Annotated in this window: 22 protein-coding genes; 8 read left to right on the top strand and 14 right to left on the bottom strand. The window is 58.2% G+C overall.

Annotated elements, in window-relative coordinates; all coding sequences use genetic code 11:
• Window positions 1-11 precede the first annotated feature (11 nt).
• The 4 genes from benB to GNF76_RS05485 form a co-directional block, all read right to left on the bottom strand.
• Window positions 12-500: a benzoate 1,2-dioxygenase small subunit gene (gene benB, locus GNF76_RS05500; RefSeq protein WP_155582163.1), complete on the bottom strand. Its 489-nt coding sequence runs from the start codon at window positions 498-500 to the stop codon at window positions 12-14.
• Window positions 497-1,861, bottom strand: a complete 1,365-nt coding sequence (gene benA, locus GNF76_RS05495; protein ID WP_155582162.1) for a benzoate 1,2-dioxygenase large subunit — start codon at window positions 1,859-1,861, stop codon at window positions 497-499. The genes benB and benA overlap by 4 nt, the downstream gene beginning before the upstream one ends.
• A 196-nt stretch (window positions 1,862-2,057) precedes the next feature.
• Window positions 2,058-2,819: a nuclear transport factor 2 family protein gene (locus GNF76_RS05490; protein WP_178123189.1), complete on the bottom strand. Its 762-nt coding sequence runs from the start codon at window positions 2,817-2,819 to the stop codon at window positions 2,058-2,060.
• A 58-nt stretch (window positions 2,820-2,877) separates the two neighbouring features.
• Entirely contained in the window at window positions 2,878-3,351 is a 474-nt protein-coding gene (locus tag GNF76_RS05485; RefSeq protein ID WP_155582160.1) for a nuclear transport factor 2 family protein, read from the bottom strand.
• A 146-nt stretch (window positions 3,352-3,497) separates the two neighbouring features.
• Between GNF76_RS05485 and GNF76_RS05480 the strand changes: the two genes are divergently transcribed.
• On the top strand, window positions 3,498-3,917 hold the full coding sequence (locus GNF76_RS05480) for a MerR family transcriptional regulator (protein WP_155582159.1): 420 nt from the start codon (window positions 3,498-3,500) through the stop codon (window positions 3,915-3,917).
• A gap of 297 nt (window positions 3,918-4,214) precedes the next feature.
• On the opposite strand, the gene GNF76_RS05475 is transcribed toward GNF76_RS05480, so the two are convergent.
• Together GNF76_RS05475 and GNF76_RS05470 are read right to left on the bottom strand one after the other, a co-directional pair.
• A complete protein-coding gene (locus tag GNF76_RS05475) occupies window positions 4,215-4,700 on the bottom strand; it encodes a nuclear transport factor 2 family protein (protein WP_155582158.1) in 486 nt (161 codons plus the stop codon).
• A gap of 103 nt (window positions 4,701-4,803) precedes the next feature.
• Entirely contained in the window at window positions 4,804-5,748 is a 945-nt protein-coding gene (locus tag GNF76_RS05470; RefSeq protein ID WP_155582157.1) for an NADP-dependent oxidoreductase, read from the bottom strand.
• A gap of 110 nt (window positions 5,749-5,858) precedes the next feature.
• Between GNF76_RS05470 and GNF76_RS05465 the strand changes: the two genes are divergently transcribed.
• Window positions 5,859-6,791, top strand: coding sequence for a LysR substrate-binding domain-containing protein (locus tag GNF76_RS05465; protein ID WP_155582156.1), 933 nt, complete (start codon window positions 5,859-5,861; stop codon window positions 6,789-6,791).
• Window positions 6,792-6,843: 52 nt separating this feature from the next.
• On the opposite strand, the gene GNF76_RS05460 is transcribed toward GNF76_RS05465, so the two are convergent.
• Genes GNF76_RS05460 through GNF76_RS05450 form a run of 3 tightly spaced genes read right to left on the bottom strand, consistent with a single transcriptional unit; the run spans window position 6,844 to window position 8,654 of the window.
• A complete protein-coding gene (locus GNF76_RS05460; protein WP_155582155.1) occupies window positions 6,844-7,953 on the bottom strand; it encodes a CaiB/BaiF CoA transferase family protein in 1,110 nt (369 codons plus the stop codon).
• Window positions 7,954-7,962: 9 nt separating this feature from the next.
• A complete protein-coding gene (locus GNF76_RS05455) occupies window positions 7,963-8,277 on the bottom strand; it encodes a DUF202 domain-containing protein (protein WP_178123188.1) in 315 nt (104 codons plus the stop codon).
• Window positions 8,274-8,654, bottom strand: a complete 381-nt coding sequence (locus GNF76_RS05450; protein WP_343037805.1) for a YidH family protein — start codon at window positions 8,652-8,654, stop codon at window positions 8,274-8,276. Before GNF76_RS05450 ends, GNF76_RS05455 begins: the two co-directional genes overlap by 4 nt.
• 248 nt (window positions 8,655-8,902) lie before the next feature.
• Between GNF76_RS05450 and GNF76_RS05445 the strand changes: the two genes are divergently transcribed.
• Window positions 8,903-9,844 (top strand): LysR family transcriptional regulator, encoded by a 942-nt coding sequence (locus GNF76_RS05445; protein ID WP_155582152.1) that lies wholly within the window; start codon window positions 8,903-8,905, stop codon window positions 9,842-9,844.
• Between the two features lie 5 nt (window positions 9,845-9,849).
• On the opposite strand, the gene GNF76_RS05440 is transcribed toward GNF76_RS05445, so the two are convergent.
• From GNF76_RS05440 to GNF76_RS05425, 4 genes are all read right to left on the bottom strand, one after another.
• The gene (locus tag GNF76_RS05440) at window positions 9,850-11,145 is read right to left on the bottom strand and encodes an MFS transporter (protein ID WP_155582151.1); all 1,296 of its coding nucleotides are present in this window, start codon (window positions 11,143-11,145) and stop codon (window positions 9,850-9,852) included.
• A 66-nt stretch (window positions 11,146-11,211) separates the two neighbouring features.
• Window positions 11,212-12,375, bottom strand: coding sequence for an acyl-CoA dehydrogenase family protein (locus GNF76_RS05435; RefSeq protein ID WP_155582150.1), 1,164 nt, complete (start codon window positions 12,373-12,375; stop codon window positions 11,212-11,214).
• Window positions 12,376-12,396: 21 nt separating this feature from the next.
• Window positions 12,397-13,944 carry an AMP-binding protein gene (locus tag GNF76_RS05430; protein ID WP_178123187.1) on the bottom strand — a complete coding sequence of 516 codons (1,548 nt, stop codon included), beginning with the start codon at window positions 13,942-13,944 and terminating at the stop codon, window positions 12,397-12,399.
• A gap of 132 nt (window positions 13,945-14,076) precedes the next feature.
• Window positions 14,077-14,988, bottom strand: a complete 912-nt coding sequence (locus GNF76_RS05425; RefSeq protein ID WP_155582148.1) for a LysR family transcriptional regulator — start codon at window positions 14,986-14,988, stop codon at window positions 14,077-14,079.
• 201 nt (window positions 14,989-15,189) lie between these two features.
• Between GNF76_RS05425 and GNF76_RS05420 the strand changes: the two genes are divergently transcribed.
• From GNF76_RS05420 to GNF76_RS05400, 5 genes are all read left to right on the top strand, one after another.
• Window positions 15,190-16,485 (top strand): serine hydrolase domain-containing protein, encoded by a 1,296-nt coding sequence (locus GNF76_RS05420; RefSeq protein WP_155582147.1) that lies wholly within the window; start codon window positions 15,190-15,192, stop codon window positions 16,483-16,485.
• Window positions 16,486-16,607: 122 nt separating this feature from the next.
• Window positions 16,608-18,476, top strand: coding sequence for a DUF1302 domain-containing protein (locus tag GNF76_RS05415; RefSeq protein ID WP_155582146.1), 1,869 nt, complete (start codon window positions 16,608-16,610; stop codon window positions 18,474-18,476).
• Window positions 18,477-18,491: 15 nt separating this feature from the next.
• Window positions 18,492-19,841, top strand: coding sequence for a DUF1329 domain-containing protein (locus GNF76_RS05410; protein WP_155582145.1), 1,350 nt, complete (start codon window positions 18,492-18,494; stop codon window positions 19,839-19,841).
• 66 nt (window positions 19,842-19,907) lie between these two features.
• Window positions 19,908-21,038 (top strand): WD40/YVTN/BNR-like repeat-containing protein, encoded by a 1,131-nt coding sequence (locus GNF76_RS05405; protein ID WP_155582144.1) that lies wholly within the window; start codon window positions 19,908-19,910, stop codon window positions 21,036-21,038.
• Window positions 21,038-23,413 carry an efflux RND transporter permease subunit gene (locus GNF76_RS05400; protein ID WP_155582143.1) on the top strand — a complete coding sequence of 792 codons (2,376 nt, stop codon included), beginning with the start codon at window positions 21,038-21,040 and terminating at the stop codon, window positions 23,411-23,413. The genes GNF76_RS05405 and GNF76_RS05400 overlap by 1 nt, the downstream gene beginning before the upstream one ends.
• A 71-nt stretch (window positions 23,414-23,484) precedes the next feature.
• On the opposite strand, the gene GNF76_RS05395 is transcribed toward GNF76_RS05400, so the two are convergent.
• Window positions 23,485-24,252, bottom strand: a complete 768-nt coding sequence (locus GNF76_RS05395) for an ABC transporter ATP-binding protein (protein WP_155582142.1) — start codon at window positions 24,250-24,252, stop codon at window positions 23,485-23,487.
• Window positions 24,253-24,271: the final 19 nt, after the last annotated feature.

Genomic DNA, 24,271 nt, shown 5'->3' with positions numbered 1-24,271 from the left:
TTCAACCCGGTTCACAGGTGATAGATATCGATGACCTGACGGACATAATCGTTTTTCAGCACGACCTTCTTGGCCTTGATCAGCGGCTGCTCCCCGCGCGTGTCCAGGGTGTAGAAGCTGGTGCCGAAATAGCTGTCGACGGTCTTGTAGCGAAAGCTCAGGGTGTGCCAGTTAAACCGTACCAGGCACTGGTCTGCGCTCTGCTCGATGATCTCGATATTGCTCAGATTATGAGAGGTGCGGGTGTCCGGAATACTCGCACTGGAGCGCTCGGTCTTGATCCGGAAAATCCGGTCTTCCAACCCTTCACGACTGCCGTACCAGATCAGCGAAATCTCGCTTTGCGGGTTCTCGGTCAACTCGTCATCGTCATCCCAGGCCGGCATCCAGAACGTGGCATCGGCGGCGTACAGCTCAAGCCACTGGTCCCAGTGCTTGTCGTCGAGGTAACGGGCTTCGCGAAACAGGAAGTCACGGACGCTGTCGTAAGCGATGCTCATGGAAGCTCCCTCGCGGGAATCTTGCCCGCCTGCTCGGTGGCCACGGCTTGCAGCATCGTGTCCTGCCAGTATTTATGCTGCTGGACGAACAGACCCTCATCCTCGGTACGAACACCACTGAGCAGCGGATGCAGGTCAATCTCCAGAGCGGCGTCATCCGGGCCTTCGACCCAATGCTCTGCACCCCGTGACATATCGTTCCAGGCCGTCGCACTGCCCTGATAACCAACCTGACACGAGCGAAACTCCTCCAGATCATCTGGCGTTGCCATGCCGCTGACGTTGAAAAAATCCTCGTACTGACGAATTCGCCGGGCCCGGGCTTCTGCGCTCTCGCCCACCGGTGCGATGCAGTAAATGGTGATCTCGGTCTGGTTGACCGAAATGGGCCTGGCGATACGAATCTGCGAACTGAACTGGTCCATCAGGTAGACGTTGGGGTACAGGCACAGATTGCGCGAGTGGCCGATCATCCAGTCAGCGCGCGCCTGGCCAAAATCACTGACCAATTGATCGCGTCGCTCATAAAGCGGACGATCCTCGGGATTGGCCCAGCGGGTCCACAGCAACATGTGCCCTTTGTCGAACGAGTAGAACCCTCCGCCGCTTTTGGCCCAGCCGCCGGCACTCATGGTCGGGTTGCTGTCACCGCACTGGCGTTCCTTGCGCTGGTTCTGCGTCGCGGCATAGTTCCAGTGCACGGAACTGACGTGGTAGCCGTCGGCACCGTTTTCGGCGGTCAGTTTCCAGTTGCCTTCATAGATATAACTGGACGAACCACGCAGCACTTCCAGGCCGTCGGGGGATTGATCAACGATCATGTCGATGATCTTCGCCGACTCGCCCAGGTGCTCGACCAAAGGCACCACATCCGGGTTCAGGCTGCCAAACAGGAACCCACGGTAGGACTCAAACCGGGCCACCTTAGTCAGATCATGGGAGCCCTCGCAGTTAAAACGCTCGGGGTAGCCGGCGTTGCTCGGGTCCTTGACCTTGAGCAACTTGCCGGAATTGTTGAAGGTCCAGCCGTGGAACGGGCACGTATAGGACGCCTTGTTGCCGCGCTTGTGCCGGCAAAGCATCGCGCCACGGTGACTGCAGGCATTGAGAAAGGCGTTGAGCACACCCTCCTTGTTGCGCGCGATGAAGATCGGCTGGCGCCCCATCTGCAGGGTGATGTAATCGTTGTTTTGCGGGATCTGGCTTTCGTGGGCCAGGTAGAGCCAGTTGCCTTCGAAGATGTGCTTCATCTCAAGGTCGAACAGGCGGGGATCGGTAAACATCTCGCGCTTGCAGCGATAGATGCCTGCTTCACGGTTTTCTTCGAGCAAGGAATTGAGATACTCGACGCCGAGGGACATGGTCGGAGCCTCCATTGTTTTTATTGGACAGCTCCAGTGTCATCGGTTGGTGAGGTCTTCAATATCCGTTGTGTGCAGACTGTTATCCGGTTTTTGCAGATTGCAACGGCTTCTACGTATAAATAAAGGCGACCATTCAGGTCGCCTCTGTTGATTTTCGGTTCAGGTCGCGGGCCTTGACCCGCGGGGCTATTACTCAGAATGCGCCATTCGTATGCACAACAACATCCGGAAACACAGCTGCTACGTGCCACTGCTCGGCAATACGCAACTGCTCGTCAAGACGAAACAGGTCCCAGAATGTATAGGTGTTCTTATGGACTTCACCTTCGCAATGCACGGCCACGAACTCGCCTTCGGCGATAACGTGATGGATCTTTTTATACTCATAACGCGTCTTGGCCAAGGCGGCTTTTAAACTGTCAATGCCATCTCCAATCTCAAGGCTGTGCTGCAAGACGTCAGGGGCAACAAACTCACCGATCCGGTCCAGCTCGCGACCGATCAGTACCGTCTTTACGTAGTTTTCGGCAACGCTCTCGCTCGTCGCCGTCAAGTGAGGCCTCTCGACTTGCGTCGCCCCTTCCAACTGACTACGGCCCGACACGCTCGCGGTGATCAAAGGAACGGAGGCATCCCAATGCTCGGCGATCCTATTATTCGCCACCCGGAACATATCAAACCCCACCACGGCCTCGCCGCCCGAGAACACCCCGTTCAACCAGTTGTGATGGATACCATGCATAACCGCAAACTCGCCCTCGCCGATGATCCGGACCAACTCATAACGGTAATCAGGGCGTAACCCATCGACCAGTTCTCGAAGCCCCTGCGGACCATCCTTCACATAAGGACTGTGTTGACGATAATTGGCATCTACATACGTTTCGATAGCGGCAGGATCAGCAGCCGTCATCAGCGCCTGCCACATAGTGGCAACTACCTCTTTTGCGTTCATGACATTTTTCCTTAAGTTATAAGTCATCTAGCTTATCAAGCAAAACCAGCGTCTACCGTTATTGGCCGACCACCCCCACCAAGCCAAAATCCAAAAGCGCCACATAAGGATTCCAATATTCACGGTACGCGTGGATTTTTCCATTTCGGAGCTCAACACGGGCAATATAATTCTGGTTATACACCTTGCGAGTCGCCTTGATGATTGCCATCCCCGTATAAGTAAAAACGTAGGTACTCGCCTCATCAGCAATGCGCTGGGCGGTCCAAGTACTTGCGGGGCCCACATCAAGTTTTTCCATATAAGGCGTCAGTGATGAAAAATACTGCTTCATCCTCTCGGCACCTTTTACCTCTTTAAAAAACAAGCCAAATTCTTCGGGTGCGAAAGGAAACTCCCACCCGCCCGCATCAGTAAAATAAGGCAACATCCGGCCTGGATCTTCAGTCCAGCCATTGACAGCATTGCAAACAAACTCTGCAACTTTAATCGGATCGTTCGGGCCGTGATAAGTCGTTACATCAGTAGTCATAGTGAGTCCTCTGTTGAAAACAGTTAAATATCAAGTACAGCGCATGCAGCACTCTGCAACAGCAAAAAGGGTGTTGTTTGCGGCTTGAATTTTTCCATGTCTCCGAGTCTAATACCGTACCTAAGTACGGAATCAAGGGCTGTTTTATGTCACCTGAATTGACTATCAGTGGGCTGGCGAAACTCGCCGGCGTCAACGTAGAAACCGTCCGTTATTACCAACGCAGGGGCCTGGTCAGCACCCCTGCCAAACCTCTGGAGTCATCCAGGCGGTATCCGGCGGACGTCGCGAATCGAATCCGCTTTATCAAGCGCACGCAGGCATTAGGTTTTTCTCTGGAAGAGATCGAGGGGTTACTGCAACTGGACAGCGCTTTCGCCTGCGCCGAAACACGTGAACGCATGCAAGACAAGTTTGTGCTGATTGAAAAGAAGATCACCGACTTAATGGCCATGCGTGATGCCATGGGCACTTTGGCTACCGGTGCTGTGGGCAGTGGCCCTCTGGAGGGCTGCCCACTTATCGCCGCGCTGGGTATGCCCGAGACACCCCAGCGCGAGGAATGAACTTGTCAGTGCGAGGTTCATATCCAGCCCCCGATCGACGTGCCCCTGGCGCCGAGCGCCTAGATACGAACATACCCGTGCGCAATGGCGTGGGCGATCTCAGCCGGACTGTCCTCCTGGACGACATGCAACCCGTTGACTGTGACTTCTGTCTGGTTAGGGAAGGTCCTGCAAACTGCCCGGTGAGCATCGAGCATAAAGCCAGGAGTGGCATTGACAAACAGTTCAGGAATATCGCTGGTACTCAGCCACTCGCCATAACGACGAACAACATCGACGACATTGGCAGGCTAACTTTCAAAGCGCGATTAAATCACCCACCCTCTTCGCCCCAGAAGCATTTTCAATATTCCAATTTCCGGAGACCCGATATGCAGAAGCGGTTGCATAAGTGTCTTCATAGAACTGAAAGTACACAATCTTCCCTTGCCGAACCTTAACGAACAGTGCAAACGGTGTAGAAACCACCCTGCCAATCGTTTTGGCACTGTACGAAAACGTTCCAAAAGCCGCTGCGAGCTCACCACTTCCAAACATTGTATCGACCTCGAAGCTCACATAATTACAGATATCCTTCATCCAATCGTAAACGGTATTAAACGCTTGAAAACCAAAATGAGCACCCGCCCACGGCATGATTTCTTTCAACTCTCCCGGCACAGCATTCAATGAAACGTACTCAACATTCTCATCAATGAATGCTTCAATATCGGAATGGGAGGCAAGTGCCGCCAAGTAATCTTTAAGAATCACTTCAGCTTCAGAACTATTGATATCAGCCATTTTTCCACCCTCATATCAGGTTATTTAATTATTCGCCAGAATGAATAACTTCAAGAAATCGCGATCATCCGTTATCACGTATCGCAGCGGTAAAATGCCAGACTCAAAGAACAACCACGGTTTTACCTCGCGCACCACCCGCCCGGTTTTCTGCCAGTGCAGCAGGCACTTGCGCCAGGGTGATTTGTCGCTCGACAGGAATCGTCAACTCTCCGGCCACGGCAGTCCTCACTAATAAATCTAGATCGGCGGAGGTTGTCTTAGCTTCGAAATTGCCGCCCTTGATCCCACGCGCCATAAGCTCCTCTGCCCGGGCCGACCACACGGTGCTCAGGGCTACCCCCCCGTTCTTTACAAACGAGGCGTTGCGGGCAAACCCGGCAGCATCGCTGACAAGGTCCACCAAACCGTCGATACCCTCCGGGTAATGAGTACCCATCCACTGGTCGATGGGCGTGGAGCGGTAATCGAGTGTTTTCACCGCACCCAGCACGCGCATCCGTTCGGCGGCGCCCCCTGAAGCCGTAGCGATGACGCGTAGCTCGTTCATGGTTGCCAATTGCGTCAGGAACGAACCGACGCCCCCCGTCGCCCCGACAATCAACACGGTGCTGCCAGGCTTCAGATCAAGTCGCTGACTGAGCTGCAAGGCCGTGATGCCTGCGGTGGGCAATGCTGCGGCCAACGCGGCGGGCAGTGTCTGCGGATAACGGCTCAGGACAGCATTTTGATCAATCACCGCATAGTCGGCGTAGCTGCCCTGACCTGCACGCCCAAAGAGGAACTGCCCCACCACCCGGTCACCCGGCTTGAAACGCCGGACATTGGCGCCAACCGCCTCAACGACCCCAGCGCCATCGACGCCGAGTATCAAGGGAAAGAGGTGGGGGATTTTTCCCTTGAGGATGCCGTCACCCACTCTCCAATCGAATGGGTTAAGCCCGCTGGCCTGAAGTTTTACAAGTACCTGCTCAGCGTCTGGAACGGGACGTGCCATATCCATCAGTACTGGAGCGGTTCCGAATGCATTGACGGCGACTGCTTTCATGATTGATCCCCTTTGAGGGTGAAATCGTAGAGAGCTTGAGACTAATAAAAAGACAATAATTGATAAATTAGCTAGAGTCGGAATAACTGTTACCCAATATCGGACAATAGATGTCAGGCCCAGCCGTACTACAAGATCTGAACGACCTCTACCTTTTCTCCATGGTGGCGGAACATGGCGGTTTCTCAGCGGCGGAGCGTGCGCTGGGAATCCCCAAATCCCGACTCAGCGCCCGGGTGGCAATACTTGAGCAACGACTGGGTGTGCGTCTGTTCCAGCGCACGACACGGCAAGTCACGCTGACGGACATCGGTGCGCGTTTTCTGTCCCATTGCAAAGCATCGATTACCGAAGCACTGGCTGCACAAGAAGTCATCGACATCGCCAGTGCCACACCGCGCGGGCTGGTACGTATCAGTTGCCCTATCCTTGCCACACAAGTCTTTATCGCACCCTATTTACCGCAGTTTATGAAGGCTTACCCACACGTGCGGGTGCAGGTGATGGCGACTGATCGCCCTGTGGATCTGCTGACCGAATCCGTCGACATCGCGATACGCTTGCGCCAGCCGGGGCACATGGACAGTGAGTTGGTGACCAAGCCTCTGGGGATCAGCCAGCGCATTCTGGTCGCAAGCCCAGATTATTTGAAACGCCTGCCACCGCTGTCCCATCCGGACGACCTGGCACTGACCTCAACCCTCTGCTTTGACTTAAAAGACGAGGTGCAGGAGTGGGAGTTGGTCGGCCCTGACCAGGAGCGTGCTGTTGTCCGGCATCAACCGGTATTGATGAGTGGTGACCACGAGACACTGCTGCAAGCGGCAGTGCAGGGCCTGGGCGTCGCGATGTTGCCAGACGTCGCGTGCTTTTCGGCCCTGGCTCAGGGTCAGCTGGAAGTGGTTCTGCCAGGGTGGGGAGCGCCTGAATTGGTGCTCCATCTGGTGTTCCTGACGCGTCGAGGCATGTTGCCCTCAGTCAGGGCATTGATCGACTTCCTCTCTGAAAACATTTCGCAGGCTGGAATGACACCGAGCGAATAACCTGAGGCGTCTACACCCTGGCGGGCAATGCTGACGCCGAGCGTGGAAGCTCTCATTCTGTAGCGCCTGGAGTGAACTCCCCAAGCGCGGGGACCTTGCCTTCAGAGTCTGGCAAACCCAGAGAAAACTTGACTGGGAAACGCACGGCGATGGTGCCTTCCTTCGCAAATTCACGAAGGGTGCCGCGTGATTGCACGTGAGCATCAGCAAACAACTCATTCGCGCCGAGCAGCGGCGAAAACGGCAAATCAACATCCGCAAAGTACTGGACCCACTGAGCGAGCGGTTTGCTCAAAAAGACCTGTTTCAGCAGTTGATTGACCTCAAGCTTGCACGCCAAGCGGCCCATCCGGGTTGAAAAACGTGGGTCCTTGAGCAGAGGAAATACCTCGCCGAGGCAATCACACAGATTGACCCAGAACTTGTTTTCGAGAATGCCCAACGCCAGATGACGACCGTCCTGAGTCTCGAAAATGTCATTTTCCGGCATCACCAAAGGCGACATCACCGGTTTTTTCTCAAAACTCCTGGCCAGCCAGGCGGTGGGAGCCGTCCATGAAAGAATGCTGTCGTGAATCGACACGTCCAAATGCTGACCGTAGCCGTTTTGCCGGGCACTCATGATCGCGACCACCAACGACAATGCCGCGTAGCTGGAAGCGGCATAGTCCGACACTCGCACGCCTGGGCGTGCCACCTTGCTCTCGACCTGCACCGGCGCCGCCCAGTAGCCGGCCATCGCGAGGTAGTTGAGGTCGTGACCGGCGTTATCCGCGTAGGGCCCTGTCTGGCCGAAGCCCGAGATGGAGCACATGACAATCGCAGGGTTGACCTTGACCAGGTCGTCATAACCCAACCCGAAACTGTTCATCACCCCAGGGCGGAACCCCTCAACCACCGCATCACAACCACGCACCAGTTCAAGGAAGGCTTCGCGGTCTGCGTTGTCACGCAGGTCCAGCGCAACCGAACGCTTGTCGCGATTGAATTGGGCAAACACCGCACTGCCCAACTCGCGGGATGGGTCGCCGCTACCCCGTCGTTCCACCTTGATGACATCGGCACCCAGTTGCAGCAGTAACGAGGTCGCATGCGGCCCCGGCAGCAACTGACTGGCGTCGATAATTTTCACGTCTTTAAGACAGGACCACTCTGGTTTCATTTCTACTCCTCACAATGACCACAACAGCACTGCCATGAGGGCTGCCAACGTTATCGATGAAACACAGAGACTCAGCAGCACTATCCTCAGTGGGCTGGCTACCGTTTCGGCAGACAGCAACGCGGCACGATGGCTGTCGTAACGACGTCGTTGACCCCGCGTCATGACCATCGCCAGCAAAATCGTCTGTGACGATATAAACAGGGCGAGTGCGGGATGGTGGGAGAAGCAGCGCACCGACAGTACCGCCACCATGAACAATGAAAACTGCGTACGGCGCCAAGCAAGCACCGTGCGTTCAGCTTGCAAGCCTGCATCGCTCAAACACGTCCCCAGCACAGCGTAAAGACAACCACCGTCACACCCGCACAGCACAAGGACAGCACCGGAACCAGCGATGACATCGGCAACTCGGCGCCACATCGCAATGCTCGCTCCACGCCCAGCCAACGCCAGAATGCCCCGACACTGACCAACAGACTCACGCTTAACAGCAGGCTGACCAGCAACACTTTGCCGTTCTCGCTCAGCACTGATGAGGCGAACGCCTCGACCGCAGCGCCACCGGCAAGCAGCGCCAATGCCGTGCGAATCCAGGCAAGGAACGTTCTTTCATTGGCCAACGTGAAACGCGGGTCAGGCGCTTGTCCTTCACCTAACACGTAACGGTTCAGGTTGAATCTGGAAGTTGACGATTTCACTCCGAGCGCACCCTTGTATCCATAAGGCCAATTTTTCGGATGCCGCATCCTGGCAAACCTGCAGCTCAATCCCATGCGCACTGAAGAGCACATTCTCCCGATCATGATGTGACCGGCTGACGCCGATCTGTCGCATGAATGAGTAGTCTCAATGCCCCGTTTGGTGATACTAAGAAGCCGGCTTTTTTTAAACAAATATCAACTTTCAATACATGCCATAACGCTTTGGCATGGCCCGAGAATCGTCCATGACGCTAAAACAACTCCGTTATCTGATTGCCATTACCGAAGCGGGTAGCTTCTCGGCGGCCGCACGGCGGGCGTACATCGCCCAGCCGGCATTGAGCCGACAGATTGGGTTGCTGGAGGACGAGTTGGAGGTGCAGTTGCTGGAGCGTCAGCGTGACGGCATCAACCTGACTGACGCAGGTCGGCGTCTCTACGAAATCGCCCGCTCGGTGATTCAGACCGTCGATTCGGTCAAGGACGAGCTGGAATCCACCAAGGGCAACCCGAAGGGACACGTGGCCATCGCCATCCCGGTCACCGCATCGGCGCTGCTGCTGCCGCTGATCATCACCCGGGCCAGCAAAAAGTTTCCGAGCATCGAGCTGACGGTACGTGACGGCCTGAGCCAGGAAGGTGGCGAAGCGATTGAGTTGGGCAAAGTGGATTTTGGCGTGGTGCCCAATGCCGAGGAACTCGAGCATGTACACGCTGACCCGGTGTTCATAGAAGAGCTGTACTGGCTGGGCCAACTGACAGAGCCCAATGACCGCAACACCATCACCTTGGCCAAGGCCGCGGCCAGCACGCTGGTCATGGCGCCGCGAAGCGCCTCGCATTTGCGCCGCCGGGCAGAACAGGCCGCCATGCAGACCGGGGTCGAACTCAATGTGGTCTACGAGCAACAGACGGCTCAAGGACTCAGCAGCTTGGTGCGTTGTGGCCTGGCGGCGACCATTTGTAATTGGCCGGCCGTCGAGGAAGGGACGCAGCAGTCTGCGCTGAGGATTGTCGAGCCGAGCCTGCAACGCACCATTGCGATTGCCCACTCGACCCACAAGCCACTGTCGTTTGCCGCCTCGTGCATGCGCGACCTGGTCCGGTCAATCCTGGTCGAAACCGTACAATCAGGTCGCTGGAAAGGCGAGTTGATCGAACAGCCTCGCCCTCAGGAGGACGCTTGAATGGCTCAGGCGCGCACGGCGCTCGGAGCCCTTTGGCGCTGTAACTGAATGCGCGAGCGCTGTGGGTTCATCATGTACAGGCACGTCAACCCGGCGATCACCAGGATCGCCCCACACACCAGAAAGCCATGGGCGTAGCCTTCACCGTTGATGCCCGTAGCACCTTGCACCAGGAACCCGGTGACCACCGGAGCCGCCAGGCCCGCCAGCGAACCGCAGGCGTTACCAATGGCCAACATGCTGCCGCGCTGCCCGCTGGGCACGACTTCTGCCAGCATCGCAGGGCCGATCGAGTACATCACCAGCGCCAGGCCACCGCTGAACGTCAGGCAAGCCATACGTTCAAACAACGACAACCCCGGCAACACCAGCAGTGCCGCCAGCAATCCGCTAAGAATGAGGCACAGTGAAACGAACATGCCACGCGCTACGCGAGAAGGCAGGCCGCGGCGCAACAGCCGCTGAGACCACCAGGCCATGATCAGGCTGAGGGGCGTGGTCACCAGCACGAAAATCCCGAACATCCGCCCGGCGTTCAGCGAGGCCATGCCCAATCCTTTCTCCAAATAAGCCGGTACCCACGTCAACGTCAACGCCAGCGACCAGTTGGCCGCAAAGTGGCCGAAGTAGTTGCCGAGCACCGTAGGGTCCGTCAGCAGCTGACGATAAGGTATGCGGTCTGCATCGGGCACTGCTGCCTCCTTATGGACAGTGTCCAACTGCCCTTCCCGCCCAAACCGGTACCAGACCACACACCAGATCAGGCCAACCAGCGCCAGCACCGCAAAGTTTATCCGCCAGCCATAGTGCAGGCTGATCCAGGGGATCAGTAACCCCGCCACCAGCACCCCCAGGGCACTGCCTGAATGCAACAGGGCAACGGGCAGGCTGCGCTTGTTATCGGGGAACCACTTGTACAACGCGTGGGTCGCCACAGGAGACGCCGGCCCCTCACCAATCCCCAGCAACACCCGGCAGGCGACGATCGCCCACAATGAAGTGGCAAACAGCATGGGCAGTTGAATCAGCGCCCAGCAGATACCCATGCCAAGCAACAAGGAGCGTGTGGGTTTGCGGTTGGCGATAAAGCCGCCGACCACCGCCGAAATCGAAAACAGCCAGTGCAACGCACCGGCGACAAGACCGAATTGCGCTGGAGAAAGCGCAAGCTCTTGCATCATCGGCACAGCAACCAGGCCGATGACGACCTTATCCAGAAAGTTAACCAACATCATCACGGCCAACAGCGCCGCAATCGTCCAGGCGGCCCTCGGGCGGTAGGCTGATTCAACACTGAGCATGCGGTACCCCTGATTATTGTTATGTTTTAGTCGCCTGCCCGCAGGCAGGCGTTACAGGCCTGCCCTTCAGTTGGGCATCAGAATGCCCTTGGCAATCGTGTTGCGCTGAATCTCGCTGGTGCCGGTGAGAATCCGCATCATGCGGGTTGCCCGGAACAACCACTCCACCGGGTTACCACGGATCAATCCGGCGCCACCATGGACCTGTACTGCGCGGTCGACGATACGAAACGCCGTTTCCGAGGCGAACACTTTACACATCGGTGCTTGCACCTTGATATCACCGCCCGCATCGTTCAACGCTGCGGTGGCGTACATCATGCTGCGGGCAGCAAGCAGCTCGGTGGCCATGTCGGCGATCATATGGTTGACCGCCTGGAACATGGCGATCGGCTTGCCGAACTGAGTACGGGTTCGGGCATAGTCAATCGACAGGTTCAAGGCCAATCCGGCCATTCCCAACATCGTCGGGCAATGCAGCAGCCGGTTAAGGGTAATGCGCCCCATCGCCAGCTTGAACCCTGCCCCCTCCTCTCCGATACGGTTGGCCACCGGCACCTTGACGTCGCACAGCTCGATATTCCCGTGGCTGCCGGCGCCGGACATGACCTGATAGTCCGAATCGATCTGCACCCCTGACGCCTTGAGATCAATGAAGAACGCGGAAATGCCCGCCGCGCCCTGGCCTGCCCCGGTGACCGCCAGCAACACCGCAATATCCGCATAAGGGGCGCCGGAGATGTAGCGCTTGGCACCGTTAAGCACGTAGTGATCACCCTCGAGCCGGGCGCTGGTCTTGATCGCCGCGGCGTCTGAACCCGCTTCTGCTTCGGTGAGGGCAAAGCACACGGCTTTTTCCGCACGGCACACAGGCTGGAGGAAGCGTTCAATTTGCACTTCACTGGCGACCCGGAACAGGTGACCAATACGCGGCGGCCCGCTCAACTCCCCCAGCACGTGCGGGGCGAGCATCGAACCGGTGAGAATCGCCGCTTCTTTAACCGCGCACAGATCCACCACGCTTAACCCGGCACCGCCCAGGGTTTCAGGCAGCATGATGTTGTAGAACCCCAGCTCGCAAGAACGCTTCCAGACACCGGCCAGCAGGGCCTTGGGATACGCTTCGCCCCATTGCAGTTGCTCTTTCTTTTCGAGCGGGATGATTTCGTCACGGATGAACGTCCCCATGTCGCTGATAATGCGTTTGGCTTTTTCGCTTGGCTCGATCATGTCTAATTCTCTTCTGCGGTTTCAGATCTTGCGATCGCTGGTTTTCCAATACCCATCACGCACCAGGCGGCGTACTACCTTGCCGTTGGGGTTCTTGGGCAACTCGTCGATGAAGTCGACACTGCGCGGTTTCTTGAAGCCCGCAAGGTGCTGGCCGCAATATTCAATGATCTGCTCCTGGTCGAGACTGGCGCCCGCCTTGAGCACAACAACAGCCTTGATCGCCTCGCCCCACTGAGGGTCCGGCACACCGACTACAGCGGCTTCAAATACCTGGGGCAGGCTGTAGAGCACCTGTTCGACTTCAGTGGGGTAAACGTTGAAACCACCGGAAATGATCATTTCCTTTTTACGGTCGACGATAAACACGTAACCCAACTCATCAACCGTGGCCAAGTCGCCGGTCAGGTAGTAACCGTCGCGCATGACTTCGGCCGTCAGCTCCGGTGCCTGCCAGTAACCCTTCATGATGTCCGGGCCCTTGACCACGATCTCGCCGATCTCGCCGGGTCGTACATCCTCGAACTGCTCATTGACGACCCGCAGGTCGGTTTCGAAATAGCAGCGTCCGCAGGAAGCCAGGCGCCGTACATCGCCGTCCTCAGGCAGGTGATCCTCCTCGGTCAGCACGGTCACCAATGAACAGGTTTCGCCGGCCCCGTAACCCTGGGCCAGGATGGGGCCGAACACCTCGATCGCCCGCTGAACCAGCGCCGGAGCCATTGGCGCAGCGCCGTACATGACCAGGCGCAGGCTGCTCAGGTTGAAACGCTCGACACCGGTGAAGTTCACCAGACGGTTGACCATGGCAGGTACCAGGAACAGACGGGTCACACGCTCTTGCTCAATCGTTTGCAGCAATAGTTCGTCGTCGTAGCGCTCGATCAACAGGTTGCAGGCACCGACTGCCAACAACGGCATGATCTGCATGCCACTGGCGTGGGTAATTGGCCCGACATGGGCCATGACGTCGTCGGGGCCCGCCTTGCGCACCGGGCTGGCCAGGCTCTTGCGTATCAGCGCCTTGCGGTTGCCGACGGTGAGCATCGCGGCTTTGAGTACGCCCGAACTGCCGGAGGTGTAGTGCAACACGGCGAGCTGATCGTCGTCCGGGTCACAGGACAACGGCACCTCCTCACCCATTTGCAGCACTTCAGCGTAGGGAATATCACCACCGGTGTCGGCCAGCACGATCACCCATTTCAAGTACGGCAGCGCTTGGCGATACGCCGCCAGCGCACTGGCGAATTTGCTCCCGGTGATGACCGCTTCACTGCGCGAATCATTCAGTACGCTAATGATTTCTTCAGGTGACAACCGGGCATTGATCGGCACCTTGACCATGGCGGTCTTGTAGAAGGCCACTTCCGCTTCGACCAACTCGACGCGGTTCATTGCCAATATCGCCACATGCGCGCCCTGCTTCAGGCCAAGCTTGAATAAACCCGATGCCAGGCGATTGGTCCGTGCCTCCAGTTGCGCATACGTCAGCCGTTGCCGGGTATCGATAACGGCTTGGTTATTGGGCCAATAACACGCACTTCGGCTCAGTATCTTTCCGAGGTTCACTTTTATTCTCCGAAGTAAGACGAGGTCAGGCGATCTTACAAGCGCAGAAAAATGGCCCGCCAATACCACTGTTTGATGTGACCCATAACAAAGTTGGATGGGGCATACGGCATGTCAGCGCTGCACGGACGGCTACAACCACTTCGCCATGTTGCCCTGCGTGGCCTCCTCCCGAAACAGATCAATCAGCCGGCAGCAAACTGGAGACAGGTACCCCCCGGTGCGTGTGACGAGTCCTATGCGGCGATTGAGTTCCAGGCCGTCGACCACCAACTTCAGCGGTTCCAACCCGGCCGAACGGGTGATCTGGCCACAGCGCGATATCGTCAGAATATTGGTGCCAGCGATCAATTGGAAAAGCGCTTCACTGCTGAAGTCGGCCTCTATGCGCAGTACCGGCGGCGCTAGCCCGTGTCGTTCAAATGCATCTTCCAGCGATTGCCTGACGGTGATATGCCCTTCCGGCAACAGCCATTCCTCCCCCTGCAAATCGCTCAGACGAAGGCGCGGCCTGGACAACAGTGGATGTTTTGCATCGGCTACCACCGCGAGGCGATCCTCATACAGGTCTTCGGTGGCGAACTCGGCAGAGATGCCGGGCAGTGGCATTACGGCCACATCGATCTCGCCGTTGCGCAATGAATCCAGCAGTTCCTTGGCCAGTCGGCGGCGAAGGCGCAAGCGGGCCGCCGGGCGCTCGCGCAACAATCGACGGCAACTGGCAACCAGCAACCCATCAGGTAGTGAGGGTGAGTAACCAAGCCGCACAGCGCCCTGCTCCCCGGTCCTGATGCTGCGCATCTCCGCCAGTGCATCGTCATAGTCGCGGCGCAGGCGTTTGGCCCGCGCCAGGAACTGCACGCCCGCCTGGGTTACCCGCATGCCGGTGGAGGTTCGCTCGAACAGCATGACCCCCAGCAGCGTTTCCACCCGGCGCACCGCTTTGGTCAGTGACGGCTGCGTGAGGCCAAGCATATCGGCGGCCTTTCCGATGGTGCCGCACTGCTCGACCGCAATGACATACTCCAGATCTCGAACGTCCATGGCATTCCTCTTGGCTATGTATCTATAACTAGTAATGCATTGCGCTTATGTATATCTCGCTCTCAGACTGGAATCAACGCCCACCCGACAGGTCTGGGCTGCGTGGGAGGCACGTTGACTGTCCACGCCATCAGGAGAAAATAAAAAATGCACGTAGCGAAGAGCGAGAAACCCGGCACAGCAAACCTGACAACGAAAGTCATGCGAGTGCTTCCCGCCCTCCTCCTGACGGCTATCGGTGGCCATGCCTGTGCCGCGACAACCAGCACCGACCCGATCCAGTTGGGTGTCATGCAGGGGTTTCCTCCGGCCATGGACAAGCGCGTCACCAAGCTCAACGCCTTTGAAATGCCAAACCTGCGCTGGGCCCTGCGTAATGCACGGTCAATGTCGCCCTCTGCCGGTATCGACCGCGGGCCATCTCCCCTTGTGCTGCCCGTAGGGACTCAACTTGCCCTGGATGAACTGAACTTCAAGGTCGGTGAGGCCACGCTGAGCCTGCCGGAATATCTGCAACAGACTTACACCGATGGGTTCATCGTTCTGCAGCACGGCAAGGTAGTGTACGAACGTTATCTGGACTCCTTCACCGCGCGGCAGCCGCATGTCTGGGCGTCAATGACCAAATCAGTCACCGGCCTGCTCGCCGCCAGCCTCATCGCCGAAGGCAAGCTCGATCCCAAAGCCCGGCTGGCAAACTACGTCCCGGAACTGGCCGGTACGCCATTCGGCGAAGCCAGCGTGCAACAAAACCTCGACATGCAGGTTCGCGCCACCTATCCAGCCAACCTGCCACCCGACCTCGGGCTGTTTGCCGCCGCTGGCATCCTGCCGCGTCGCGAAGGCATGCCCGACAATATTTACGACTTCCTGAAAGTGGCGACACGTCCTCAGGAATCTGCAGATAGCGACATCTGGTTCTATCAGAACGGCTCCCCCGAAGCGGTCGCCTGGGCGATGCGTCGTATCACTGGAAAAAGCTGGTCCACCCTGGTGTCGGAACGTATCTGGTCGCACATTGCCGAGGACGATGCCTACGCTCAGGTAGATCAGTTGGGCACGGAAATGGCCAGCGGCGGGATGAGCAGCACCTTGCGTGACGCGGCTCGCTTTGCCGAGGCTGTCCGCCTGGCCGCCGCCAAGGGGACAGCCGATGACCCGTTTGTCCAGGCGGTGCAACTGGCCTTGCGGCCCAACGATAACCAAGCCCTGATCAAAAATAATCCGGGCGCCAAGGAGCGCGCGGGCTACTCCTACAGAGATTACTGGTACCAAAAGAATGACGGCGAAGGCTCCGTCGAGGCCGCCGGGCGCTTCGGCCAACGGATCTACATCAATCCAAAACGCGGCCTGGTCATCGTCAAAATGTCCTCTGCGCCGGACATGGCTCCCAGGGCCACCAGCGCCGACGCCACCGCACATGTCTCAGCGCCAAAGATCGATAGCGTCACAGCTTTCAACAGCCTGATCAGCGCGCTGCTCCCGACCCTCAAATAGCGATCGACGCCAGTCCTGGGCGGGCTGGCAGGCCAATCAGAGTTGCAACTCAACGGTACCTGGCGCTCCCGCGCCAGGTGTGCCGAAGGGCTTCCTATAACAATAATTAAGAGGTAGACCCCATGGGCTCCCAATCAGGTAGCGGCACACTGCTGCGCCCTCGTAATCAAATCGCCGGCATGCTTCTGACACCCTTGGCCTGCGCCCTGTGCAGCTACGCCAGTGCTGCCGACTTCACCTGGGGCGAAATCAGCGGCCGCTACAACGGCAGCCTTAGCCTGGGTGGTGTGTGGAGCGCCGAAAAGCCCAATGCCGCTAACATATTCCAGGGCAACGCCAACACCATTGGCTATGGCAAACCCGGTGAGTTCAACCCCAGCGGTGGCCGCACTGGCGACGATGGGCGCCTGAACTTTCGCAAGCGTAACCTGGTGTCCTCTCCCGCCACCCTGCTGGGCGAGATGGAGTTGAACTGGAAAAACTACGGCGCCTTCATTCGCGGTAAAGCCTGGTATGACTACACCCTGAACAACCGTGAAGTCGATTTCGGCCACTCCTCCAACGGTTACCAAGCCAACCATAAGCTCGACGACAGCCACTTTGACGACCTGGCCAAGTTTCAGGGAGTCGCGCTGTTGGATGCGTACGTGTTCGGTGATTTCACCCTCGCCGACCACCCCTTGAATGCCCGAGTCGGTAACCAGGTGATCAACTGGGGTGAAGGCCTCTACTTCCAGAACGGCATCAATGCGATCAACCCTGTCGACCTCGCCGCCTTGCGGCGACCCGGCTCACAGGTCAAGGAAGCGCTGCTGCCAGTGCCCATGCTCTACGGCAACTTTGGCATCACCGATAACCTGAGCCTGGAAGCCTTCTACCAGTTGCAATGGCGTCGCACGGTGCTGGAAGGTTGCGGGACCTATTTTTCAAGCAACGATTTTCTTCCTGATGGCTGCTACGGAGTACCTCGCGGCGGTGCGAACGACCCGGCCAGCTTTGCCAACGATCAGATCATCCGCCGCACAGGTGACAACGAGCCCTCGAACAGCGGTCAGTTCGGCTTCGCCTTGCGCTACTTTGCCGATCAACTCAACACCGAGTTCGGGGCTTATGCCTTGAACATCCATTCACGCACGCCCTATACCAGCATCACCACTGACCTGCGGCCCGGCGCCGGGGCAGGCTGGATTGCGGGCAAGCAAGACACCAACGGCACTTACTTCGCCGACTTCCCGGAAGACATCCGCATCTTCGGCCTGAGCTTCTCCAGCAACCTGGGGGGCACCTCGGTCTTTGGCGAGTACAGCTATCGACCTAATCAACCGGTGCAACTGGCCAACGGCGATCTGATCCCGGCCTTTGCCGGTAACCCGCTGCAGTTGGGCCAACAGATCGGCCAGAACATCACCCTGGGCCAGGATGCTATCAACGCAGCGCCGGGCTCGGTCTACAACGGTTACGACCGGCGCAAGATCTCGCAGCTGTCGCTGGGGTTCCTCAAATCTCTGCCTCAGGTGATGGGCGCCGAAAGCCTCAACCTGATTGGCGAGGCCGGCATGAAGTACATGCATGACCTGCCCAGCCTGGATGATCGTCGATATGCCAAGGGAGACTTGTATGGCTCCGACCTGGCCAATGGCAGCGCAGCAGGCTGCGCCCTCGGTTCACCGGGCAAGTACCAGAAACTGGGCTGCTCCAGCGACGGGTACACCAGCAAGTTTTCCTGGGGTTACCGCCTGCGCGCGCAACTGAGCTATCCGGCATTGGTCGCCGGGGTCAACGTCTCGCCGTTCGTGGCCTTCGGCCAGGACGTTAAAGGCTGGTCCTACGACGGCACCTTTTCCGAAGGACGGCTGCTCAGTTCAGTCGGGGCAAAGTTCGACTACCTGCAGAAGTACTCCGCCGAGCTTTCCTGGTCTGCCAGTGGCAACACGCCCTACGCCACCACCGACAAGGATTTTGTTTCCCTCAGCCTGCGTATGGGCTTCTGATTAGTGAGGTACGCCATGAACACCACGCTGTTTCACGCCACCGTATTGGGCGCTCTCCTGAGCCTCGCCAGTGGTAGCGCCCTGGCCAAGCTTGACGCCAGTGAAGCGGCCCGCCTGGGCCAGGAACTGACACCCACCGGCGCACAAAAAGCCGCAAACGCCAACGGCAGTATTCCTGCCTGGACCGGCGGGCTCACCCAACCACCGGCGGGGTACCAGGCCGGCCAGGGTTACGTAGACCCCTACGCCAGCGAAAAACCGCTGTACACCATCACCCAGGGTAATCAGGGCCAATATGCTCAACTGCTCACCCCCGGCTACCAGGCACTGCTGGGCAAATACCCTGACTTCAAGATGCTCGTCTATCCCTCTCACCGCACGGCCGCCCTGCCCCAAAGCGAATACGCAGAAATTGCCAGGGAAGCGCCCACTATCTCCTTGGCTGACGGCGGCAACGGCCTGATGGGCTACGAGAAGAGCAGCGTGCCCTTTCCCATTCCTCACTCGGGCATCGAGGTGCTGTTCAATCACTTCGTCCGTTACCGCAGCGGTGGCTATCAGTATTTCCCCACCGAAATGGTGGTGCAGAACAACGGCAGCTTCACCCCGATCCGCCGCGACGTAAAAGTGATGATGGCCTCGGCCATGGGCAATCCCGAGCCAAACCGCCTGTACTACTACCTGGGCAAGGTCATCTCGCCAGAGAGCGTGGCGGGCGGCCAAACGCTGATTCACGAGCCCATTGACCAGACCCGCGAAGCACGCCTGGCATGGAGCTACAACCCTGGCCAGCGCCGTGTATTGCGTGCACCTGAAGCGGCCTACGACTCCCCGGTCGGCACCTCGGAAGGCCTGCGCACCTATGACGCCATCGACCTGTATAACGGCGCCCCCAACAAGTACGACTGGAAGCTGATCGGCAAAAAAGAACTGTTGGTGCCCTACAACACCTACAAACTGGCTGACCGTTCGCTCAAGTACAACCAGATCATCCAGCCCAATCATCTGAACCAGGACCTGTTGCGCTACGAGCTGCACCGCGTCTGGGTGGTAGAAGCGACCCTGAAGCCGGGCGAACGACATATCTACGCCAAGCGTGTGTTCTATGTCGACGAGGACAGCTGGAGCATCCTGACAGCCGACCTCTACGACGGTCGCGGCGACCTGTGGCGGGTCCAGGAAGCCCACACCTTGCAACGCTACGACGTGCTCTCGAGCCTGCAACTCAGCGATGTCGCCTACGACCTGCAAGCTCGCCGCTACGTGGTGTACGGGTTGGAGAACGAAGAGCGAAGCACCCAGTTTGGCATCAGCGGCAAGCTGGCCGAATTCAGTCCGGCTGCATTACGCCGCTCAGGCCACTGAACCGCCTGCTGCCGAACACTGGGGTGGTCATGTGCCACCCCTGCTATTTCTCCCGAGACATCTGCCATGAAAACGTTCACCTGCCCGTTCTTGAGTCTGCTCATCGGGCTGACCAGCGCCGTGCTGTCGGCCACACCTTTTGCCGCGCCTATGGCGGATCGCCTGGAACGTCCGTCACGGATATCCGCGAGTGCCAGCCAGGCGCCCCTCACCGGCATCCAGCGTTTAGGCCAGCGTCTGGTGCTAGTGGGTGCTGACGGCCACATCCTTCTACGCGAGCCGGATGGCCGGCTACACCAGGCCAAGGTTGCGGTGGATGTACTGCTCACTGCCGTCCATTTCGTCGACGATCGCCAAGGCTGGGCCGTGGGCCATGACGGGGTGGTGTTGCACAGCGCGGATGGCGGAGAAAACTGGGACAAACAACTCGATGGCAAGACCATCAACACCTTGATGCTCACGTGGGCCGAGACTGAGGTGGCACGCCTGGAACAGGTCGCCAGTGCACAGGGCTCCGACAACGCAGCACAACTGCAAGCCCTGGATAATGCCCGCTTCGCCCTCGACGACATAACCGCAGGCGCCGTCGCGGGCCCTTCACGACCGCTGCTGGACGTATGGTTTGCCAATGCTGACGAAGGCTGGGTGGTGGGCGCCTATGGCATGGTGTTGCACACTCGCGATGGCGGTAAGCGCTGGGATTACTTACCCGACCTGGATAACCCCGAGCGCCTGCACCTCAATGCCGTGCTGGGGTTGGCCAACGGTGATCTGTTGATTGCGGGTGAAGGCGGCCGACTGTACCGACGGGTTGACGGTCAATGGCTGGCCGCCCAGCAACTGACGCCCGCCTCGTTGTACAAACTCGTTCAGTTGCGTGACGGAGAAGTCCTCGCCATGGGCTTCGGCGCCGCGCTGTTGGTCAGCAATAACCACGGCCAGGACTGGAAGCCCATCCCACTAGGCACCAAGGCCAGCCTCTATGGCGCAGAACAACTTGCCGATGGCAGCCTTTGGTTGACCGGCCAGGCCGGCGTGTTACTGCACAGTCAGGACCTGCAGCAATTCCGTCTCTTCCAGAGCGCCATCAGAGGCGCCTGGCTTGGCGTGGCGGCCCTCGGCGATACGCAGTTGGCCCTGGTCGGTAACAAGGGTCTGCACGTTCTCGCCATCCATGAACTGAAGGAGCTGCGCTGATGAACTCGCGCCTGAACCTCAACCCGCCTCCTCAACAGTTGGAAAAACCCGAACCACGACTGCTGGATTTCATCGAACGAACGCTGTTCCGCAATCGCCTGGCAGTGCTGGTGTTTTTCCTGATTGTTTCGCTGCTGCTCGGGTACAAGGCCCTGGCGCTGCGCCCGGACGCAAGCTTTTTGCGGATGATCCCGAGCAGTCACCCCTTCATCCAGAACTACCTGCAATACGAGGACGTGTTGCGACCACAGAGCAACGTATTGCGCGTGCTGGTGGAAAACCCCAAGGGAGAGATTCTCGACCCTGTGTTCATGGAAACCCTGCGCGAGGTCAACGACAAAATTTTCTACCTGCCCGGCGTCGACCGGGGAAAACTCAAATCGTTATGGACCCCCAATGCGTTGTGGAGTGAAGTGACCACCGAGGGCGTTCGCTCCGGCCGTGTCATCCCGGATACCTATGACGCAAGCCCCGGGTCGCTTTCTCAGGTACGCCAGAACATCCTGCGCGCCAATATGCTCGGCAACATTGTGGCTAACGACTGGCGCTCGACGATCATTCGCGTGCCGTTGCTGGATAACGACCCACAAACCGGAAAACCATTGGATTACGGGGCCTTCAGCCAAGCCTTGAACACCCAGGTGCGTGAACACTTCAGCGCCCAAGGCGTGACCATTCGCGTGATTGGGTTCGCACAGATTATTGGGGACCTGCTGGCCGCTGCCAGCGACATCGCGTTGTTCTTCGCCATTACCGTCGGGTTGATCAGCGTACTGCTGTACCTCTATTGCCGTTGCTGGCGCAGCACTGCCGTCACCGTACTGACCTGCCTGCTCACCGTCATTTGCCAGTTGGGGCTGCTCAGCCTGTTGGGCTACGGCCTGGACCCATACTCGATCCTGGTACCCTTTCTGATCTTTGCCATTGGCATCAGCCATGCCGTGCAAAATATCAACCTGATGATGAACGAAATGGGCAATGGCTGCGCTGCGTTACCCGCGTCCAAACGTACCTTTCGTGCCCTGTTCATTCCAGGCAGTACCGCATTGCTGGCCGACGCCGTCGGGTTTATCACGCTGCTGGTGATCGACATCGGGGTCATTCAGCAACTGGCCATAACCGCCAGCATTGGCGTGTTTGTGGCCATCTTCACCAAGATGTTCCTGCTGCCGGTGCTGATGTCTTATGTCGGCATCAGCCCACGGGGTTTGCGTCAACAGCGTGAGCGCAGCCAGTCCGACTGGCCGGTCTTCCGTCGGCTTGCAGGGGTCATGCACACACCGGTCGCTGTCGCGGTGATCCTGACGAGCCTGGTGCTGCTCGGCCTTGGTTACCATGCCCGCCAGAACCTGCAAGTCGGTGACCTGGATGCCGGCGCACCGGAGTTGCGTGCACAAGCGCGTTACAACCAGGACAACGCCTACCTCCTCGCCCATTACAGCGCCAGTACCGATGTGTATGTACTGATCTTCAAGACCCCGCCCGAACAATGTTCACGCTTCGCCGCAGCCGACCTGGCCAACCAGTTGGAACAGCACTTGCTCGAAGTGCCAGGCGTGGAGTCTGTGCAGTCGCTGTACGGCACCATGCGTTTCAATATCGCTGCGCGCAACGAGGGCAATCCCAAGTGGGCCGAGTTCTCCCGCGACCAATACGTGATGAATAACGCCCGCGCCGGCGTAGCCACAGAACTGGTCGACCCGAACTGCAACATCGCGCCGATCAGCCTGTACCTGGCTGACCACAAGGCGCAAACCCTCAGTCGTGTCAGTGCAGCGGTGGAACAGTTCAACCGCACGTACAACACCGGCGATTTCCAGATCCTCCAGGCGGCAGGCAACGCCGGGATAGAGGCGGCGACCAACCAGGTGATCAAGCACTCGGAAAAACTGATGGTGCTGCTGGTGTTCGCCATTATCTCGCTGGTGGTGTTTTTCGAGTTCAAGTCGCTCAAGGTGACCATCGCACTCATGGCGCCGCTGTACCTGTCGACGGTGCTGTGTGAAGCGGTAATGGCGCAGATGGGCTTGGGCGTGAAAATCGCCACCTTGCCGGTGATCGCGCTTGGCGTGGGTATCGGTGTGGACTACGGCATCTACTTGTACAGCCGAATGGAAGGCTTTATGCAGCAAGGGCTGGCCATGCGCGCGGCCTACTTCGAGACATTGAAGACCACCGGCACTTCCGTTGCGTTCACCGGGATAACCCTGGCACTGGGCGTGTCTACGTGGGTGTTCTCTGAATTGAAGTTCCAGGCGGATATGGGTCTGTTGTTGGTGCTGCTGTTTATCTGGAACATGATCGGGGCATTGATTCTGATGCCCGCGTTGATCGCAGTGCTGATGCCATCGAGGGCTGGTACCCGTACGGTCTGAGTCCCGGATTGGGGAGGTGATAACGAATCGGCAGCGCGATGCTGCCGATATCGGATGTTCGTTCTACCTGCTTATTTAAGGCTTCCCGCCAGAAACTGCTTCAACCGCTCGCTTTGGGTATGGTCGAACACACTGCTGGGCGAACCTTGCTCCTCCACTCGTCCCTGATGCAGGAACATCACGTGATTGGAGACGTGCCGTGCAAAGGCCATTTCGTGAGTCACCACAACCATCGTCCTGCCCTCCTCCGCCAGTTGCTGCATGACCTTGAGCACCTCACCCACCAATTCCGGGTCCAGCGCGGAAGTTGGCTCATCGAACAGCATCACCTCTGGCTCCATCGCCAGCGCTCGGGCAATGGCCACGCGTTGCTGCTGCCCACCGGACAGCTGAACCGGATACTGCGCCTCGACCCGTTCCGCCAACCCCACCTTGGACAAGTACTTGCGCGCACGCTCCAGGGCTTGCTGCCGACTGATCCCCAGCACCCTGATCGGGCACTCAATGATGTTGTCCAGCACTGTCATATGGCTCCACAGATTGAAATGCTGGAAAACCATCGACAACTGGCTACGCATGATCCGCAGTTGTTGGGGGTCGGCGGCACATTGCTCGCCCTTTGCGTCCTTGCGTGTCAGCAGTTCCTGTTGATTGACGATAATGCGCCCGGCGCTGGGTTGTTCAAGGTGGTTGATACAGCGCAAAAAGGTGCTCTTCCCGGAGCCGGAAGAACCAATGATACTGATCACATCGCCCGCCTTGGCCTTGAGTGATACACCCTTGAGTACTTCATGGCTGCCGTAGTTCTTGTGGACATCTTCAACGATCAATTTATACATGCGAGCATTTCCAGTGAGG

It is taken from the genome of Pseudomonas spelaei, from assembly GCF_009724245.1.
Taxonomy (GTDB): domain Bacteria; phylum Pseudomonadota; class Gammaproteobacteria; order Pseudomonadales; family Pseudomonadaceae; genus Aquipseudomonas; species Aquipseudomonas spelaei.
This window is presented reverse-complemented; position numbering and strand designations above follow the sequence as displayed.

What these genes read in the sequence shown, in the direction of transcription:
- benB (WP_155582163.1), bottom strand. Translation starts at nt 500, where the DNA reads ATGAGCATCGCTTACGACAGCGTCCGTGACTTCCTGTTTCGCGAAGCC.
- benA (WP_155582162.1), bottom strand. Translation starts at nt 1,861, where the DNA reads ATGTCCCTCGGCGTCGAGTATCTCAATTCCTTGCTCGAAGAAAACCGT.
- GNF76_RS05490 (WP_178123189.1), bottom strand. Translation starts at nt 2,819, where the DNA reads ATGAACGCAAAAGAGGTAGTTGCCACTATGTGGCAGGCGCTGATGACG.
- GNF76_RS05485 (WP_155582160.1), bottom strand. Translation starts at nt 3,351, where the DNA reads ATGACTACTGATGTAACGACTTATCACGGCCCGAACGATCCGATTAAA.
- GNF76_RS05480 (WP_155582159.1), top strand. Translation starts at nt 3,498, where the DNA reads ATGTCACCTGAATTGACTATCAGTGGGCTGGCGAAACTCGCCGGCGTC.
- GNF76_RS05475 (WP_155582158.1), bottom strand. Translation starts at nt 4,700, where the DNA reads ATGGCTGATATCAATAGTTCTGAAGCTGAAGTGATTCTTAAAGATTAC.
- GNF76_RS05470 (WP_155582157.1), bottom strand. Translation starts at nt 5,748, where the DNA reads ATGAAAGCAGTCGCCGTCAATGCATTCGGAACCGCTCCAGTACTGATG.
- GNF76_RS05465 (WP_155582156.1), top strand. Translation starts at nt 5,859, where the DNA reads ATGTCAGGCCCAGCCGTACTACAAGATCTGAACGACCTCTACCTTTTC.
- GNF76_RS05460 (WP_155582155.1), bottom strand. Translation starts at nt 7,953, where the DNA reads ATGAAACCAGAGTGGTCCTGTCTTAAAGACGTGAAAATTATCGACGCC.
- GNF76_RS05445 (WP_155582152.1), top strand. Translation starts at nt 8,903, where the DNA reads ATGACGCTAAAACAACTCCGTTATCTGATTGCCATTACCGAAGCGGGT.
- GNF76_RS05440 (WP_155582151.1), bottom strand. Translation starts at nt 11,145, where the DNA reads ATGCTCAGTGTTGAATCAGCCTACCGCCCGAGGGCCGCCTGGACGATT.
- GNF76_RS05435 (WP_155582150.1), bottom strand. Translation starts at nt 12,375, where the DNA reads ATGATCGAGCCAAGCGAAAAAGCCAAACGCATTATCAGCGACATGGGG.
- GNF76_RS05425 (WP_155582148.1), bottom strand. Translation starts at nt 14,988, where the DNA reads ATGGACGTTCGAGATCTGGAGTATGTCATTGCGGTCGAGCAGTGCGGC.
- GNF76_RS05420 (WP_155582147.1), top strand. Translation starts at nt 15,190, where the DNA reads ATGCGAGTGCTTCCCGCCCTCCTCCTGACGGCTATCGGTGGCCATGCC.
- GNF76_RS05415 (WP_155582146.1), top strand. Translation starts at nt 16,608, where the DNA reads ATGGGCTCCCAATCAGGTAGCGGCACACTGCTGCGCCCTCGTAATCAA.
- GNF76_RS05410 (WP_155582145.1), top strand. Translation starts at nt 18,492, where the DNA reads ATGAACACCACGCTGTTTCACGCCACCGTATTGGGCGCTCTCCTGAGC.
- GNF76_RS05405 (WP_155582144.1), top strand. Translation starts at nt 19,908, where the DNA reads ATGAAAACGTTCACCTGCCCGTTCTTGAGTCTGCTCATCGGGCTGACC.
- GNF76_RS05400 (WP_155582143.1), top strand. Translation starts at nt 21,038, where the DNA reads ATGAACTCGCGCCTGAACCTCAACCCGCCTCCTCAACAGTTGGAAAAA.
- GNF76_RS05395 (WP_155582142.1), bottom strand. Translation starts at nt 24,252, where the DNA reads ATGTATAAATTGATCGTTGAAGATGTCCACAAGAACTACGGCAGCCAT.